At 26.4% G+C, this 15,429-nt stretch carries 17 protein-coding genes and 1 other annotated feature; of the genes, 1 reads left to right on the plus strand and 16 read right to left on the minus strand.

The window, feature by feature from the left end:
- Positions 1-79 precede the first annotated feature (79 nt).
- From BS62_RS14440 to BS62_RS14510, 15 genes are all read right to left on the minus strand, one after another.
- A complete protein-coding gene (locus tag BS62_RS14440) occupies positions 80-1,090 on the minus strand; it encodes an anti-sigma factor domain-containing protein (RefSeq protein WP_496491974.1) in 1,011 nt (336 codons plus the stop codon).
- On the minus strand, positions 1,080-1,766 hold the full coding sequence (locus BS62_RS14445; RefSeq protein WP_496491975.1) for a sigma factor: 687 nt from the start codon (positions 1,764-1,766) through the stop codon (positions 1,080-1,082). The genes BS62_RS14440 and BS62_RS14445 overlap by 11 nt, the downstream gene beginning before the upstream one ends.
- A 366-nt stretch (positions 1,767-2,132) precedes the next feature.
- Positions 2,133-3,227 carry a sporulation integral membrane protein YtvI gene (ytvI, locus tag BS62_RS14450; RefSeq protein ID WP_496491976.1) on the minus strand — a complete coding sequence of 365 codons (1,095 nt, stop codon included), beginning with the start codon at positions 3,225-3,227 and terminating at the stop codon, positions 2,133-2,135.
- A gap of 220 nt (positions 3,228-3,447) precedes the next feature.
- Complete coding sequence (locus tag BS62_RS14455; protein WP_496491977.1) at positions 3,448-3,975, minus strand: tryptophan transporter; 528 nt, start codon at positions 3,973-3,975, stop codon at positions 3,448-3,450.
- A 137-nt stretch (positions 3,976-4,112) separates the two neighbouring features.
- Positions 4,113-4,372, minus strand: a binding site (T-box leader).
- 59 nt (positions 4,373-4,431) lie between these two features.
- Positions 4,432-4,923, minus strand: coding sequence for a hypothetical protein (locus BS62_RS14460; protein WP_496491978.1), 492 nt, complete (start codon positions 4,921-4,923; stop codon positions 4,432-4,434).
- Positions 4,924-4,989: 66 nt separating this feature from the next.
- Positions 4,990-5,643, minus strand: coding sequence for a hypothetical protein (locus BS62_RS14465; RefSeq protein ID WP_496491979.1), 654 nt, complete (start codon positions 5,641-5,643; stop codon positions 4,990-4,992).
- 143 nt (positions 5,644-5,786) lie between these two features.
- Positions 5,787-6,311 carry a type I restriction enzyme HsdR N-terminal domain-containing protein gene (locus BS62_RS14470; protein WP_496491980.1) on the minus strand — a complete coding sequence of 175 codons (525 nt, stop codon included), beginning with the start codon at positions 6,309-6,311 and terminating at the stop codon, positions 5,787-5,789.
- Between the two features lie 162 nt (positions 6,312-6,473).
- A complete protein-coding gene (locus tag BS62_RS14475; RefSeq protein WP_496491981.1) occupies positions 6,474-7,310 on the minus strand; it encodes a YjjW family glycine radical enzyme activase in 837 nt (278 codons plus the stop codon).
- Positions 7,310-8,794 carry a YjjI family glycine radical enzyme gene (locus BS62_RS14480; RefSeq protein ID WP_496491982.1) on the minus strand — a complete coding sequence of 495 codons (1,485 nt, stop codon included), beginning with the start codon at positions 8,792-8,794 and terminating at the stop codon, positions 7,310-7,312. Before BS62_RS14480 ends, BS62_RS14475 begins: the two co-directional genes overlap by 1 nt.
- 90 nt (positions 8,795-8,884) lie before the next feature.
- Positions 8,885-9,925, minus strand: a complete 1,041-nt coding sequence (locus BS62_RS14485) for a BMP family lipoprotein (protein ID WP_496491983.1) — start codon at positions 9,923-9,925, stop codon at positions 8,885-8,887.
- Between the two features lie 142 nt (positions 9,926-10,067).
- Positions 10,068-10,694, minus strand: coding sequence for a L,D-transpeptidase family protein (locus BS62_RS14490; RefSeq protein WP_496491984.1), 627 nt, complete (start codon positions 10,692-10,694; stop codon positions 10,068-10,070).
- A 259-nt stretch (positions 10,695-10,953) separates the two neighbouring features.
- Positions 10,954-12,402 carry a glycoside hydrolase family 32 protein gene (locus tag BS62_RS14495; protein WP_496491985.1) on the minus strand — a complete coding sequence of 483 codons (1,449 nt, stop codon included), beginning with the start codon at positions 12,400-12,402 and terminating at the stop codon, positions 10,954-10,956.
- 145 nt (positions 12,403-12,547) lie between these two features.
- Positions 12,548-13,579 carry a serine/threonine-protein kinase gene (locus BS62_RS14500; RefSeq protein WP_496491986.1) on the minus strand — a complete coding sequence of 344 codons (1,032 nt, stop codon included), beginning with the start codon at positions 13,577-13,579 and terminating at the stop codon, positions 12,548-12,550.
- On the minus strand, positions 13,558-13,875 hold the full coding sequence (locus tag BS62_RS14505; protein WP_496491987.1) for a hypothetical protein: 318 nt from the start codon (positions 13,873-13,875) through the stop codon (positions 13,558-13,560). Before BS62_RS14505 ends, BS62_RS14500 begins: the two co-directional genes overlap by 22 nt.
- A 64-nt stretch (positions 13,876-13,939) precedes the next feature.
- Positions 13,940-14,458, minus strand: coding sequence for a 3'-5' exonuclease (locus BS62_RS14510; RefSeq protein WP_496491988.1), 519 nt, complete (start codon positions 14,456-14,458; stop codon positions 13,940-13,942).
- Positions 14,459-14,692: 234 nt separating this feature from the next.
- On the opposite strand from BS62_RS14510, the gene BS62_RS14515 reads away from it, so the two are divergent.
- A complete protein-coding gene (locus BS62_RS14515; RefSeq protein ID WP_496491989.1) occupies positions 14,693-15,208 on the plus strand; it encodes a hypothetical protein in 516 nt (171 codons plus the stop codon).
- A gap of 38 nt (positions 15,209-15,246) precedes the next feature.
- Here the strand turns inward: BS62_RS14515 and BS62_RS14520 are convergent.
- Positions 15,247-15,429, minus strand: a 183-nt coding sequence (locus BS62_RS14520) for a hypothetical protein (protein ID WP_496491990.1), incomplete at its 5' end; no start/stop codon positions are given.

A 15,429-nucleotide genomic window follows, 5' to 3' on the forward strand; every position in this document is an offset into this window, starting at 1 on the left:
TCCCAATTGTTTTTAATTATATTAAGTTATCAAAAATAAAGAAACACACATTTTACTGTGTATCTCCTTAATTCTATATCTAATTAGTTTTTTTGTCATTATTTTTATTATTTTCTTTTTTATCTTCTTTCTTAACTTCTTTTTCTTCTTTTTTAATTTCTTTTTCTTCTTTCTTAACTTCTTTTTCTTCTTTTTTAATTTCTTTTTCTTCTTTCTTAACTTCTTTTTCTTCTTTCTTAATTTCTTTTTCTTCTTTTTTAACTTCTTTTTCTTCTTTTTTATTCTTATTTCCTGTATTTACATTATTAATTTCAATTATAATTTTATTTTTAGTATTATTTTTATCATTATTCTTCTTATTATTTTTTTCATCTTCCTTAACATCAATTAAACTAACCTTAGAAATTTCATTAACATTATTGTTTTGAATAGTTTCATCAATTTTTTTAATATCTTCACTTGAATTATTTATAATATCATTTCTTTTTATTTCTTCTTTTTTATCAATTTCTGTTTTTTCAATATTATTATATGAATTATTTCTATTGTCAGTTTCTTTATCTATAACATAATCTATGCTTTTCTTTTCCAGGTTTTCTTTGAATTTCTCTATATCTATTTTACTTGCAACATTACTATTATTTTTTATTTCTACTAATAAATTCTCTTTATTATCAATCTCTTTTGATGCATTAATTATTTGAGTTAAACCATTATTAATATCTTTATTATTTAATTTTAAAGACTCCATTATATCGCTACATTCTTGTGTATTGTGAAATATCTTTATTATTTTATTAAATATATTAGTATAAATTTTTGCATCTATATTGTCAAGTTTAACAATTACTGAATTAGCTGGATTATAGTAAGCATATGAAGTACCTGCTAAGGCTACGCATAAAAATATAGAAGCTGCAGAAACAAAATATTTAATATTTTTATGTTTTTTATAAGCTATTCCAGTATATATCTCTCCTATTGCAGGTTTCTTATGTGTAATTTTAACTTTCTCAAATTCACCGCTTTGAGTCATTATGTAGGCTATATTGCCTTTGACCTGCATGACTATACCAGTTTTAGTTCTCACTATCTATCACCTCACTTTTTAGTTTAATATTTAAATAAGATCTAATATAGTTGTAGTTTTTATTAGATATTATTATTATTAAAACTAATATATATCTTCTCCACTTTTCTATATACTTTCTGTTTTTACCAGTTAAAATAATTATTTGTTTTACAGGCAACCTCTTTTTATTTTTTATATGCTCTACAATAGAATTATCTTTAATACATCTAAATACCATATTCAAAATTTCATCTCTAGTATCTCTATGCGATGGAGATGATTCTACAAGGTCTGAAAAACTAAGTTGGTAATCTAGAAGTTCATCCGACAACATTTTAATTTCTTCTTCTCTTAATTTATTTTCTATCTCTTTTTCATATTCACTTAAGGATAATTTATTATCTATATAATCGTGCTCATTATCATCATCGTTTTCAAAAACTAAATAATCATTATTTTTTCCTTTTCTAAAAAAGTCTATAAGAGCATTTCTTATAACTACTTTTGCATAGGAAAAGAAATTTCCTTTGCCATTTTTATAATTTTCACAAGCTGTATTAAATGCTATAAGAGCAATACTTAATTCATCATCATTTTCCCAGCATAATCTTTTTTTACATACATTGTTTGCTGTATTTTGGACAAATGTCTTATTTTCAGCTATAAATTTATCTCTGTCTTTGTCAACTAGCATAGTGATTTAAGACACCACCTTCCCTCAAATAATATATACGAGTATATCAGTTTTTTTTAGTGGGTATAAAAAAATATTTTTTCCTATAAATACCTACAAAATACAAAATTATTTACGTAAATATTAATAACACTAAGTTAGATTATAATATTGGCGTAAAATATATGTCTATGAATTAAATTAAAATAAGGAGGCTGATACTAAGTATAAAAATTTATTAAGTTTAACCCAAGGTAAAAATTTATTTTAAAAGTGTGTATATTAAAAAAATGATTGCCCTTGCCCACACTTGGTAAATCATCTTGAAAAATTTATACACACTTTATTTTTTTGCAATTAAAAAAGCCTATATAGGCTTTTAATAAATTACTTATTTGTTTTTAATAACAACGTTTTTATGTCCCTTTCTTTTATTATTACCGATAATATACTTTTTAGAGTCACAACTGTAATAGGTCCTAAAATCAGCCCTGTAGCTCCTATTAATTTAAATCCTACATATATTCCCATTAAAGTTAACAACGGATTAACTCCAATTTGACTACCTATTATTTTAGGTTCTATCATTTGTCTTATTATAAGTATTAAAGCCCATAATACAATTAATGAAACCCCTATATATAAATTACCTAGTAATAATTGATATACTGCCCATGGAAGAATAATAACTCCTGTTCCTAACACTGGAAGTAAATCTACAATAGCAATTATTATTGCTAATACAATTGCATGGTCTATTCCTATTATAGAAAGTCCAATAAATAACTCTGTAAATGTTATAGAAACTATTATTATGTATGCTCTTGTTAATTGAACTATGGATCCAAAAACATTATTTTTTATACTACATATATTTGTATACCATGGTTTGGGCAACTGAGTTCTTGTCCAATTAGTTATATTATCTCTATAACTTGATATGAAATAAGTTGACATAATTGTCGCTATAATAAATAGCAAAATTTCTGGAAATGAACTTGCCGTATTAAATGCACCTTTTAAAATTACATCAGTTATTTTTATTACATTACTAAGTAGATTATCAAGTAACCCATTTATATTTTTTATTATTTGTTTATATAACTCCAAATACTCTGGGCTTATATCTTTATTAGATAAATTATTTATTGCAACGTAGGCTTGTTCTACAAATTGAGGAACGTTATACAATAGACCTCTTACTTGCTTGACTATATTAATAATAATATTTGTAATAACAAAACCAATAACTCCTAAAATAATTACTATACTTAATGCTACAGATGCTTTTCTAGGAATTTTAACTTTATTAACTAAAAATCGTATAATAGGCTCTATAAGTAAGGATAATATAAAAGCCAAAATAAATGGAGCAATATACGGAACAGATTTATAAATAACTACTAAACCTATTATTAATCCGGCAATTATTCCTAGCAATCTTTTTAACTTTTTTACATCTAAAACATAGCTTTTCTCCATAAGATTACCTCCTATATATTTACAATAACAATCTCAAGCGGAAAAACTATCTGAGAAAGGTTTATATAAATTTAGTATACACCATTGTTATTTTAAATTATATCAAATATTTCTTCAAGAGATATTCCATAAATTACAATTTTGTTATAAGTTAAGTTTTAAAATACTATTTAATGAGCTTATATCTAAAAGTATAAGCCCATTTTTTTATTAAACTTTTCTATGATTTACTTGTATTCTCAATTATTCCTACATTACCATAAGCTCTACTGATAGCACTATACATTATAATACCTAATATACAATTTATTATACTTGCTGGTAATACTACAGTAACAAATAATACACTGAACTTAGCTGGAAGGCCTGCTATATAAAAAGCAATTAATAAAAACACCGATCCACTAATTATAGTACCCACTATCGTACTTAATACAATTTTAGTTTTGTTGCTTTTTAGATGCTTTAAAGATTTTAAAAATAAAAACATAAAATTCACAGTTATTATTTTATCTAAAAGGTTAGGTATCTGACCTCCTGGAAATCCTGTAGTAGCTGCTGATATTAACCCTGCTACTATTCCTGCACAAATACAAGATTTATAATCATCATTTATAATCAATATTATAAGTAGTACAGCCAATAAAAAATCAGGCTTCATTCCTAAAACAATAGGTGGAGTTATCTGATGAAGAACTGCTCCTAACGCTAAAAATACTGAATTTAAAACCATCTTTTTTGTATTCATATTTACCAATCCCTTCAATAATAAATTTTAGTATATCTTCTAAATTAATAATTGTATTTTTAGATATAGTTCACAGCATATCATCACCTCCTTCGTTTTCTTGTAATTAAAAAACGCCCTCTACATAGCTAAGCTATATAGAGGGCGATATATACATACCGTGGTACCACCTCTGTTGGTTTTCTATTAAATAGAACAACCCACTTATTCTGGTACGAGATAAAAATCTGATACCATATCCTTTTAACGGCGGAACCCGGGCAGCATACTAGTATAAAAATACGTTCAACTAACCTCTCGTAAGTCCATTCAATATAACCTATCGTACTGGCTCTCACCATCTCCAGCTCTCTGTAACAACGCAGTAATACCTACTACTCTTACTCAACGATTTTTAATATTTTATTGTAATATTATGTATATTATTTATTTTAATAAATGTTACAACTTTTCGAATTATTTGTCAATACTTTTGTATAATCTATTAGCATTCATATGATACTTATACATTATTTCAAAATAAAATCTTTTTTCATCATCTAAAATATTTTTCATTTTATTAAAAAATCTAAAACACTTATCTATATACTTATAGTCATTTGGTTTTATAGGTAGAAAACATTGTACGTTATCTCCATAGCTTTTAGATGGTCCATCTTGCAATTCATTGTCATTTGATGGATTATAAATCCATCTATTAATATATATACTAAAATAATTAAAATAGTATTCTATTCTTAATTTATTGTCTTTATTTTTATTAAAATCTTCAATTTTCTTAGTTCTTATTGCTTCGGACATCATCCCATAGAAAAATTTCTCTAACTCATCTGATAAGTCAGTTATTTTATAATGATAATTTATTGATTCCTCGCTAAACTTTTCAGTTATAGAATCTCTACATCTAACATCTTGAATGTGTTCATATTTTTGTATATCTAAAAACATTTAAAAGCCTCCTATTCTAATAACTATATAAATATAAAAGAGTCCTATCTATTTTGATAGTCCTCTTTACATTTTCTCTCTTTTAAGTTTTTTTAATACATAAGGATAATCACCTAATATTGCATTTTGTAAATCATTAATCATTTTTTTGTCTTTATCTACTATCCATCTACCATTTTTTTTATTATAAGTTAGTTGTAATTTAACTTTATTTTCTATATATGGTGCCTTTGGGTCATTTATATTATCCATAACCCTATCTGTCATTTTATCAAAGTTTTTCTTTTTTATTTTTATATAAGTTTTTCCATCAGAAATATGGCTTCCTTCTTTTACAGAATAATACTTAGCTATATCTGAATAAGATTCTTTTAGCGTGTATTTTGAATCAATAGTTTTTATATTTACAATTACACTTGCTTTGTCATCTTTGGTATTAATAGAAACTATATTATACTCTATTTTAGAAGTAACAGTTCTTAATAGATCCAATGCCTTTGATGGATTTGGCACATCACTTTGCAAATTTTGTGATATATATTCACTTATAACGTCTTTATCAGTCTCTGACATATAGTCTTCAATTTCACTAATTCTAAACTCTTTTATGGCTTCTAAATATCCATTTACTGAGTCCTTGATACTTTGGCTTGGCGTGCAGCCTACTATAGTTAATAATATAGTAATAAATAATATTATAGCGTAAAATTTTTTTGTCATGTTATGTCCTCCTTTTGAGAGTTTACTATATTATGTATATAATATTAACACTATAACACTATATATATTTGTAGTCAATTATGACCAGAAAAAAACACTTATTGTATGCAATAAACCCATACAATAAGTGTTTTTATTTATTATTATTTACAGCCGCAGTCATCTCCGCAGCCACATCCACCTTCACCATGATCATGTCCATGTCCACACCCACAGCCATGTTCGTGATTGTGCTCGTGGTCATGTTCAGGAGGATTTGCTAACATATGTTGTAGCTCTTGAACCATTTGGTCATAGTTTGGCATTTTTTCATCTATATAGTATTCTCCAGTTGCCTCATCATGTCTTATTAATAATAAATTGTCTTTATTAGCTAAAACTATTCTTCCTGCTGTAACAACTTGGTCAAAGTATCCTAATTTATCTATTGTTTCGTCAAGTTCCCCAGATTCTATATCTAGTGAAGCATTTTCTTCTAAACATTCAATTATCATAATTGGATTATAAAAATCTTCTTCATCTATATAACTTACTAATATATCTATAGTTCCTTCCTCATTTTCTTCAAAATCAACTAAAGATACATCTAATTCTATACCTTTTTCAGGAACTTTAAGCTCATTTTTTAAATAATTTAACATTTTTTCACGTACCATCTCTTTAGACATTTTAATTGCTCCTCTCATATATGTAATAATTATTATTTGTTATTATTATTTACCATTTTATTAATTAGTATATAGATTAAACCAATATTTTACAATAATTAATTCTAATGTCCTAATATTTAAAAAAAGTGTAACCTCATATCGAGAAGTTACACTTTTCATCTAAACTACAATTACATCACCACACCCGTTATTTGTAGCTATAGCTTTTAACATTTTCATATATTCATCATTAGGAGATATTGATTTTAGTTTATTTTCTCTAACCCCTATAGGTCTATACTTAATTATTTTATAACGTATATTTTGATCAATAGATGATACTAGTTTGCTTATATTATCTACATTATATTCATTATCTAATATATTAGGAACTATAACAGTTCTTATTTCATATAACTTTCCTATAGAACCTAAGTACTTAGCATTTTTTAGTACTATTTCATTGTCCATTCCTGTTAGGAATTTATGCTCTTTAGGCTTAAATGACTTAATATCTAACATAACACTGTCTATTAGGCCTATTAGTTCTGTATCATTTGAAAAATCATAACTTCCATTTGTATCAACAAAAATACTAAGATTTGTCTTTTTTATTTCTCTAAAAAATTCTACAAGAAAGTCTCTTTGTAAAGTACACTCTCCACCGGATACAGTTATTCCTGAAATAAACGTCTTGTATTTTAAAATTTCATTTACTAGTTCTTCTACACCCATTTTCATAACTTTAGGGCTACTACTATTTTTGCATCCTTTTAAGCAGTAATCACAGTTCTTACAGTTATTTTTATCATATTTTATTTCTTTTGACTCTAAGCTCAGACAATTGTAATTACATGAATTTATACATGCTCCACAGCTATTACATATATTTATAGTTTCTGGATTATGACAATAAAGACAATCAAAATTACACCCTTGAAAAAACACTATACTTCTATTTCCAGGACCATCTACAGAGCTAAATGGAAGTATTTTATTAATTATAGCTTCCATCATTATCTTACCTTTCTTTCTAATATCTTGCTGTTTTTAACAGCTCCAAGTCCTAAAGCAACTGTATCTTGTAAAACCTGCTCTCCTTTGTTTAATTTTTCTATGTCAGATTTTTTTACTAAATAGCCAGTTATTCTTATTACATCTGCATCACTAGAATACAATGAGAAATATCTCATTCCATTATTAAATGCTCCATTTATTATATCTAGTATATACTCTGGATTATTATTAGTTGTCATATCAAATGGGAATATATCACCTATTCCTGATGGGAAATATTTATGAAATCTTGAACTTTGAAGTAAATGAACAAAAATTTCTGGCTCTTCTCCTATAGGTATTCTGCACCCTGGGCTAGTACCTTTATCACTTTCTATTCCAACTTGCGCATGTAATACAAAGTTTCCTTCTGATATATTACAATATTGATTTTCATGTTTTTTAACTTCTTCATTTAATTTTTCTATTATTTTTACACCTAAATCATCAGCTGTTTTGCTATGTCCAAATCTATCATTTTTATTTGTAGCATTAAGTAAGTTGTTAACACACTCAGCAAGTCCTATTAGCCCAAACATAGCAGTAAATTTATCTTTACTTATAAGACCTTCTTTAGATAAGAAATTACTTTCAAAAAAATTACTTTCTTCAACTATAAATTTTATTCTTTCATCTATATAAGAATTCATGAGTCTTACTGCATTTGGAAGTACATTTTCTAAGAAATCTTCTACATTATTAGATTTATTACTTAGCTTATTTAAGTTCATTCTAACTAATGTATAGCTTCCTCCACCAATGTTAAGTCCATTATAACAACTTACTATTGCATAGTCTCCATTTAAGTCTTTTCTAAATATCTCATCATTGGCAAAACTCGGTTTTGCAGTTTTTAAAGCTGTTTTTATACTTTCTATAGCTAATTCTTTTGGAGTTTCCTTTGAATATTTCAATGTTATATTTGGAATTGCATTTTCAAGTTCTCTTTCTGCTTTTAAGATAATTCTCGCTGCCTTAGAATCACTAGGCCCTATATTACCATGACAAAAAGAATCTGTTACAGTTCTATCTATATGAGTTAAAAATAATTTTATCGCTTTATAAGCTTCTTCTTCATCTACTATAAAAGGCTCCAATAATGTATCTATATTTCCTATATATACGGGAAAAGATGTTATTGATGGAACGTGTTTGTATAAAATAAGTAGATTATTAACAGCTTCCCATATATCATTTGGAGGATTTAACTTTAGAAATTCACTTCCTTGTTTCATAAACCTTTCATAATCAGCAACTATATATCTAGGTCTATAAGGTGCATTTCCTTCATTTAAATCACATATTATACCTTCTTCTCTATAATTTTGAACTTCATCACTTATATTTAATATATTTAAACTATTTTCAGCTTCACGAGCTAAATTTAGTACCTTTTGTTCATATGTTGTAGTTTTATCTTTTATAATACTTAATACGTTGTTCACAATATCACTCCTTTGAAAATATTTTTTATAGGTAAAGGGGAGTGATTATTATAGTACGCTATAATTTTGTCACTCCCCTTTATTATATAATTATTTTATGTAATCTTTATATTCTTTTTCTGTTGATGGAACTTTTACTTCACCAGTTTTTATCTTCTCTTCTTGTTGTTTTACAAAATCTAATATGTCTTTAGATACAAGTTTTTCTGTAGTTGGAGCTAGTCCTACTGCACCTTCTTCTAAACCATATATTTTAGCTTGTCCACCACCAAATTTATTATCCTTTAATTCTTTAGCTGTTTCAAAAACACCAACGTCAACTCTCTTCATAGCTGAAGTTATAACATTATTTGGTGCTAAATCATTTTGGTCTCTATCAACACCTATAGCATATTTATTATTTTCTTTTGCTGACTCTATAGAACCAGTTCCAACATTTCCTGCTGCTATAAATATTATATCTGTACCACTTGCATACATTTGATTTGCTATTGACTTACCTTTTGCAGCATCAGAGTATGAGTTTGCATATTGAGTTATTGCTTCTGCTTTTGTATTAGCATCCTTAACACCAGCCATATATCCATATTGGAATCTAGCTATAACTGGAGACTCCATACCACCTATAAACGCTACTTTATTTGTTGTAGTCATTTTTCCTGCAACTAATCCTACTAAATACGATGCGTCTTTTTCATTAAATAATATACATTTTAAGTTTTCTGGAATTTCTTTTCCTTCTTCTTCGTAGTTATGGTCTATAATAGCAAATTTTTGTTCTGGATAATCCTGTGCTGCTTGATAAACAGCATCTGCCATTTTGTATCCAACACCTATTATTAAGTCATTTTCATTATCTACCATAGTTTCTATGTTTGTTACATAGTCAGAATCCTGTTTTGATTCTAAGTAGTTTACTTCTACTCCTAATTCTTCTTCAGCTTTTTCTAGACCTTCCCAAGCTGATTGATTATAAGATTGGTCATTTACTCCACCAACATCTGTTATCATACCAATTTTAATATTTTCATCACCACTTGCATTATCTGTGTTACCTGTACATCCTGTAAGTATAGATACCCCAAGTACAGCAGTTAAAACAATACTACCAATTTTCTTTTTTAATTTCACTTAATTACACATCCTCTCTTTTTGTCGAAAAATCGATTTCACACTCGAATTATATCAAATTTTGGATATTTCATCAATATGATATTTAAATATTATATTTTTAACAATATTTGTGCAATTAAAAAGGTCGCAAATTGCAACCTTAGTTTATTATAATTTTAGTTTTGGAAGGTATATAAAAATAAATCCATTTTGCATTATCTGTAGCTAGTCTTATACATCCTAGACTTAAATTTAACCCTAACCTATCATCTTTTATTGTTACTTGATCCAGATTATATAGTATAGAATGATAAAAATAATCGTCAAAAATTTGAGTTACATATCTTACCGAATAGGTTCCACCTAAGTAAACAGGATATTTTTCTCCTACCTGATATACTCCTACTATAGTCTTATTTGTTTCTTTTCCTATGGTAGATAACCATTTAAATTTTAATTCCCACTTATCATCTATTTTTTCAAAGACATAGGTGTGTCTATTACTAAGCTTTGTATATAAAAGATACTTTGTAAGACTAGTAATATTGTTATCATTCAAATAGTTTAATAAATCTTTATCTTCTTGTAAAACTATATCATCACTTAGATAATTATTTGATACATAACCTACTAAATCGTTGTATTTTATATTAGCCCATTCACCTTGAGTTGATAAAACTTCTACTTGTTCTCCTCTTGGGATAGCTTTTATTACTTGATGATTAGTTCCTGGACCTTTTCTAACATTTAATGAAGACGCATTTACAAATTTAAATATAGAAATCACCTCCTATATTATTCTATTAAATAATATACTTAATATTAATAATTTGAATATATTATTTAATAAAAGGCTAAATATCTAAATTTACTTTAATAGTCATAATGTTAGAGTTTTATATAATTAATCCATTGCAATTTTTGTCGAAATCTGTTATTATATCTTTAGTGGTTATCCCCCTGATAACCTTAATTTCTCTATTTCAAATACCCCTTTGAATAGAGCCAATAATTAGGCCTTACTTCTTAGAAGTAAGGCCCTTTTTTTAATAATCCCATTTATTAACTTTTAATGTTCCATTACCTTTAAACATAATTAAATCATCATTTTTATTAGGATATACACGACTAGTAAAAACTTCTTCTCCATTATTTATAAAAATTTCTATTGATGACGAATCTGAGAATATATGTACTTTATCTAATTTACTTATTTTTATAGATTTATCTTTTCTTCCATATCCACTATTACCAAGTGAAATAGTAACTTCATTACTTATATCATTATATATAACATCAATTTCTTTTCTTAATTTTATTTCAAAACAACCTTGTACACCTCTAGTGTCTACTATCATTTCATATACTTCGCCTTTTAGGTTTTCATCTATAATAATTCCATTTAAGTTTATTTCTTTTTCTAGTTTATTTTTTCTAAGTATTTTAATTTCTTCTACAGGTACTTGGAATACTTTTTCTTCATATAATTTTATTTCTCTCGGTATTGATAAGGCATTTTTCCAACCTCTATATACAGTAGGGTCCGTGTATTTATTGTGTTCTTCATAACTTCCCATACAAGCTATTAATATATTTCTTCCCTTGCTATCCTTATATACATTAGGCAAATAAAAATCATGACCATTGTCTAAGGTGCTAAACCCAGAGTTTTTATAAATATAACTATTCAAATTTAATTCACCTACATAGTATCCAGTTGAATAAACCTCATTATTTTCACTATTCTTTTTATATAAAGATAAAATAAGTATATGTTTGCCATCAACTTTTAGTATATTAGGTGATCTTAACAATATATCATCCTCAATCTTATCTATATTTATATTAGATAGAAAATTCCACTTTATTAAGTCCTTAGATTTGTATAAAAGTAATTCTATATTATTAGAGGTTGTTTTTCCTCCTATTACCATATAGTACTTTTCATTTTCTTTCCATACATATGGATCTGTTATTTCATGAAACGAATCTAATATTGTATTATATGACTCTAATATTTCATCAGAAGCTTCGGATATAATATCTGTACTTTTAAGAACTATTCTTTGATTTTCAAAATCTATTCCATCTTCACTTAATATATGTCTTATATTTTGTACACCTGGTTGTTTGTCGTTAGAAGTATAGAATATGTTCATATTCCCACTCTCTACTAATATTGAACCAGAGTATACACTATCTATATCGTAATTTCCACAAGGATATAGTTGTATACTTACATCATTCCAGTTCATCAAGTCTTTTGAACTAATATGAGCAATGAAATTCATCCCATCTTTAACTCCAAATGGTGAGTATTGATAAAAAATATGATGTTCATTATTAAATTCACAAATTCCATTTGAAGCATTTAACCATCCTGTAGGTGGCATTATATGATATTTCAATTTCCAGTTATCACTATGTTTATCATCAGTATTTAACTTTATAAATCCCTTTATAGTATCATTAACTTCTTTGTTCAAATTATCCATTAGTACCCCCTAAAAAATTACGATACCGATTTCCTAAAAACAAAATAAAAACGAAGAAGATAATTATAACAATTAAATTCTTCGCTTCTTTTATTTTACACTATATATCGATTAAATTCCATACCTTAATTTCTTTTTTGACTTTTTATTTAGAAGATATTATGTTTTTAACAACTTTATAAGCCTCTTCTTTAGAAGGTATATGATTATAGTTGGTTTGTTTAACGTTTCTTAGCGTTTCGTCAGATTGTTCAGTTAGTATATTCCATACATTGTTTTCTTTTACCATATCTATTTTTATATTATTTTTCTTTAAATACCATATATAATGGTCTTCTTTGATTTTATTATATTCCCAATCTAGACCTTCTTCTATACTACCTAAGTCGTTTATTATTTCAATAACTGAATCATATCTATTATCTAGTCTTATTGCCAAAGATTTTTCTATTATAAATCTTAACTTATCTGGTATATGAGGTAAATACATATTTCTCTGTGGAAACTGCCCATACATTATTCCTAATTTTAATTTGTCTAAATCTTTATATATGCTCATTTGTTTATCATACTCTTCATTGCCATTACACATTCTGTATAATGTTGTTCCTATCTGATATATATCAACTTTAGTTGTTATATTAGTAGTTGTGCATTGTTCTGGAGCTATATGCTTATAATATACATTTCTAAGTTTTGCCATTCCATAATCATTTAGCCACCTAGATGATCCAAAATCTGCTAGAATAGCCTTATTTGCATCATTTATCAATATATTAGTAGGCTTTATATCACAATGCATAAGGCCTTTTGTATGAAGATAATGAACAGCTGATAAAAAATCCAGAGAATACTTTATTATTTCTCTTACTGTTAAGCATCTATTATTTAATATATTATTTAAAGAACCTCTCTTGTAATATGGCATTGTTATATATATATATTCATTATCATATGAACCATGAACTATGTTTACTATATTCGGGTGACTTGTACTATATATTTTTTTAGCTTCGGTAAAATAACTTAATGGATTATGAAAATTAGTCTTTTTTATTTGCTTCAATATAAAATATGTTCCTAATTGAGGATCTTCTACTAAAAATAAATTTGAGTTAGATCCTTCAGAATTTAGTTTTTTTATAACTTTTAAATTTAATTTTGTACAGATTTCCATATCTCTACCCCACTAGTCGAAAGTAATTCTTGTATTACACCTTCCAACTTTATTAAATTTATTATATTTTCATCTTTTATATCTTTTTCAATTATTTTTAGACTTGCACTTTGAATATTATATTGATTTATTTCAGAAATAAGAGTATTTCTTATAAAACTTAACTTATCTGGAATATCTAAAGCTTTAGGCACTACTAGTTTTGAAGAGTATATAATTTCTTTATTATACTGTAAATTTTTTGATATTGTATAATATATCTCCTCTGGAGAAAGATTTATTCCTATATCTACCATGATGATACATCTCCTTAAAAATACGTCATACAAAATTATATGTATTTACTAAGGCATATGTTCATTATACTAAATTTTCAATTTCTTCTTTAAGCTTCAAAAATAATTTAGCAGTAGCTAATGTATCGCTAGCTGCTCTATGGGCCTGCTCGTTTATTATATTATAATACGCACATGCAGTTTCTAGTTTTTTATTCTTACCCTTATAATTTTTGTTTTTTTTCAACAATTCTAAAGTACATATAAAATTTGTTATAGGTTCTAGATTTTGCCTTTCTAAATAATAATTTAAGAACTTCAAATCGAACTTTGCATTATGTGCTATTATAGTTTTATTTCCTATATAATCTCTAAAATTAGGTAAAACTTCTTCTATAGATTTTTCATTCATTACCATTTGATTAGTTATCCCTGTTATTTCAGTAATGAATTCTGGTATATAAGATTTAGGTTTTATAAGTCTTGAATAGTTTTTTATTATTGCATTTTGAGTTATTTCTGTTATTCCTATTTCTATTATTTCACAACCTTTATATGGGTCAAGCCCAGTTGTTTCTAAGTCTACAACTACATAATTGTTCATATCATATCTCCTATTAGTACATATTTATTATTTTTTAAAATCTAATCTTGATTTTAATTTTAACAAATTCTTCAATAAAGTTAAATCTAATATTTCCTATATATGATAACGTTTTTTCGATGACCTTTTTCGACATTTTTCAACTTTTTATTGAAATTTGTATTAAAATGTATTAATATATAATTATTATTACTATTTATTGAACGGTAAAATTTTATATTTGAGGTGGTAATTGTGTTTTTAAATCTCGAAAAATCATCTTTGTCTTCAAGTGAAATAAAATTAGAATACACTACGATTAATTATTATAATTATAACGTATCTCAAGACGGTGTATTTGATCCTGCTAATAACTACCGTTTTTATGTAATGTTAAGTGGTGAAATAGAAGTATGTTTAAATGATAAAGATAAAATTACATTTAATCAGAATCAATTTATTATAGCTGAACCTAATTCATTTTTTAATATGCATATTGAAAAAAATACTAAGTTGTTTTGCTTTGATATAGCTGATGAAATTATAAATAATATTTCTCGTAAAGTATCTTTAGATATCGATAATATAAAAGATTCTTTAAAAAATTCTAAACTACATCTACAAGATCTATCGCAGAATATGACGTTGTCTACGTTAAATGTATTTAACACTTACTTTTCATACGATGAAGATAAGTCCTTTTTATTAGATATATACATTCAAGAACTTATATATTATACTTTTAAAAAATTAAACTTGTCAATTTACTAAAAACAAAACCCTTAAGCTAATACTTAAGGGTTTTATTTTTATCTTCTTGATTTTGGACCTCTTCCTAATGGCGATGTTCCTGTTCCCCCACCTTGTGGCGATGTTCCTGTTCCTCCTCCTAGTGGTGATGTCCCTGTTCCTCCTCCTAGTGGCGATGTCCCTGTTCCTCCTCCTAGTGGCGATGTCCCTGTTCCTCCTCCTAGTGGCGATGTCCCTGTTCC

It is taken from the genome of Sporacetigenium mesophilum DSM 16796 (assembly GCF_059569055.1).

Bases quoted from the DNA above. Each gene is read 5' to 3' on its own strand.
- BS62_RS14460 (WP_496491978.1), bottom strand. From the start codon at position 4,923: ATGTTTTTAGATATACAAAAATATGAACACATTCAAGATGTTAGATGT.
- BS62_RS14465 (WP_496491979.1), bottom strand. From the start codon at position 5,643: ATGACAAAAAAATTTTACGCTATAATATTATTTATTACTATATTATTA.
- BS62_RS14495 (WP_496491985.1), bottom strand. From the start codon at position 12,402: ATGGATAATTTGAACAAAGAAGTTAATGATACTATAAAGGGATTTATA.
- ytvI (WP_496491976.1), bottom strand. From the start codon at position 3,227: ATGGAGAAAAGCTATGTTTTAGATGTAAAAAAGTTAAAAAGATTGCTA.
- BS62_RS14500 (WP_496491986.1), bottom strand. From the start codon at position 13,579: ATGGAAATCTGTACAAAATTAAATTTAAAAGTTATAAAAAAACTAAAT.
- BS62_RS14470 (WP_496491980.1), bottom strand. From the start codon at position 6,311: ATGTCTAAAGAGATGGTACGTGAAAAAATGTTAAATTATTTAAAAAAT.
- BS62_RS14505 (WP_496491987.1), bottom strand. From the start codon at position 13,875: ATGGTAGATATAGGAATAAATCTTTCTCCAGAGGAGATATATTATACA.
- BS62_RS14445 (WP_496491975.1), bottom strand. From the start codon at position 1,766: ATGCTAGTTGACAAAGACAGAGATAAATTTATAGCTGAAAATAAGACA.
- BS62_RS14455 (WP_496491977.1), bottom strand. From the start codon at position 3,975: ATGAATACAAAAAAGATGGTTTTAAATTCAGTATTTTTAGCGTTAGGA.
- BS62_RS14475 (WP_496491981.1), bottom strand. From the start codon at position 7,310: ATGATGGAAGCTATAATTAATAAAATACTTCCATTTAGCTCTGTAGAT.
- BS62_RS14510 (WP_496491988.1), bottom strand. From the start codon at position 14,458: ATGAACAATTATGTAGTTGTAGACTTAGAAACAACTGGGCTTGACCCA.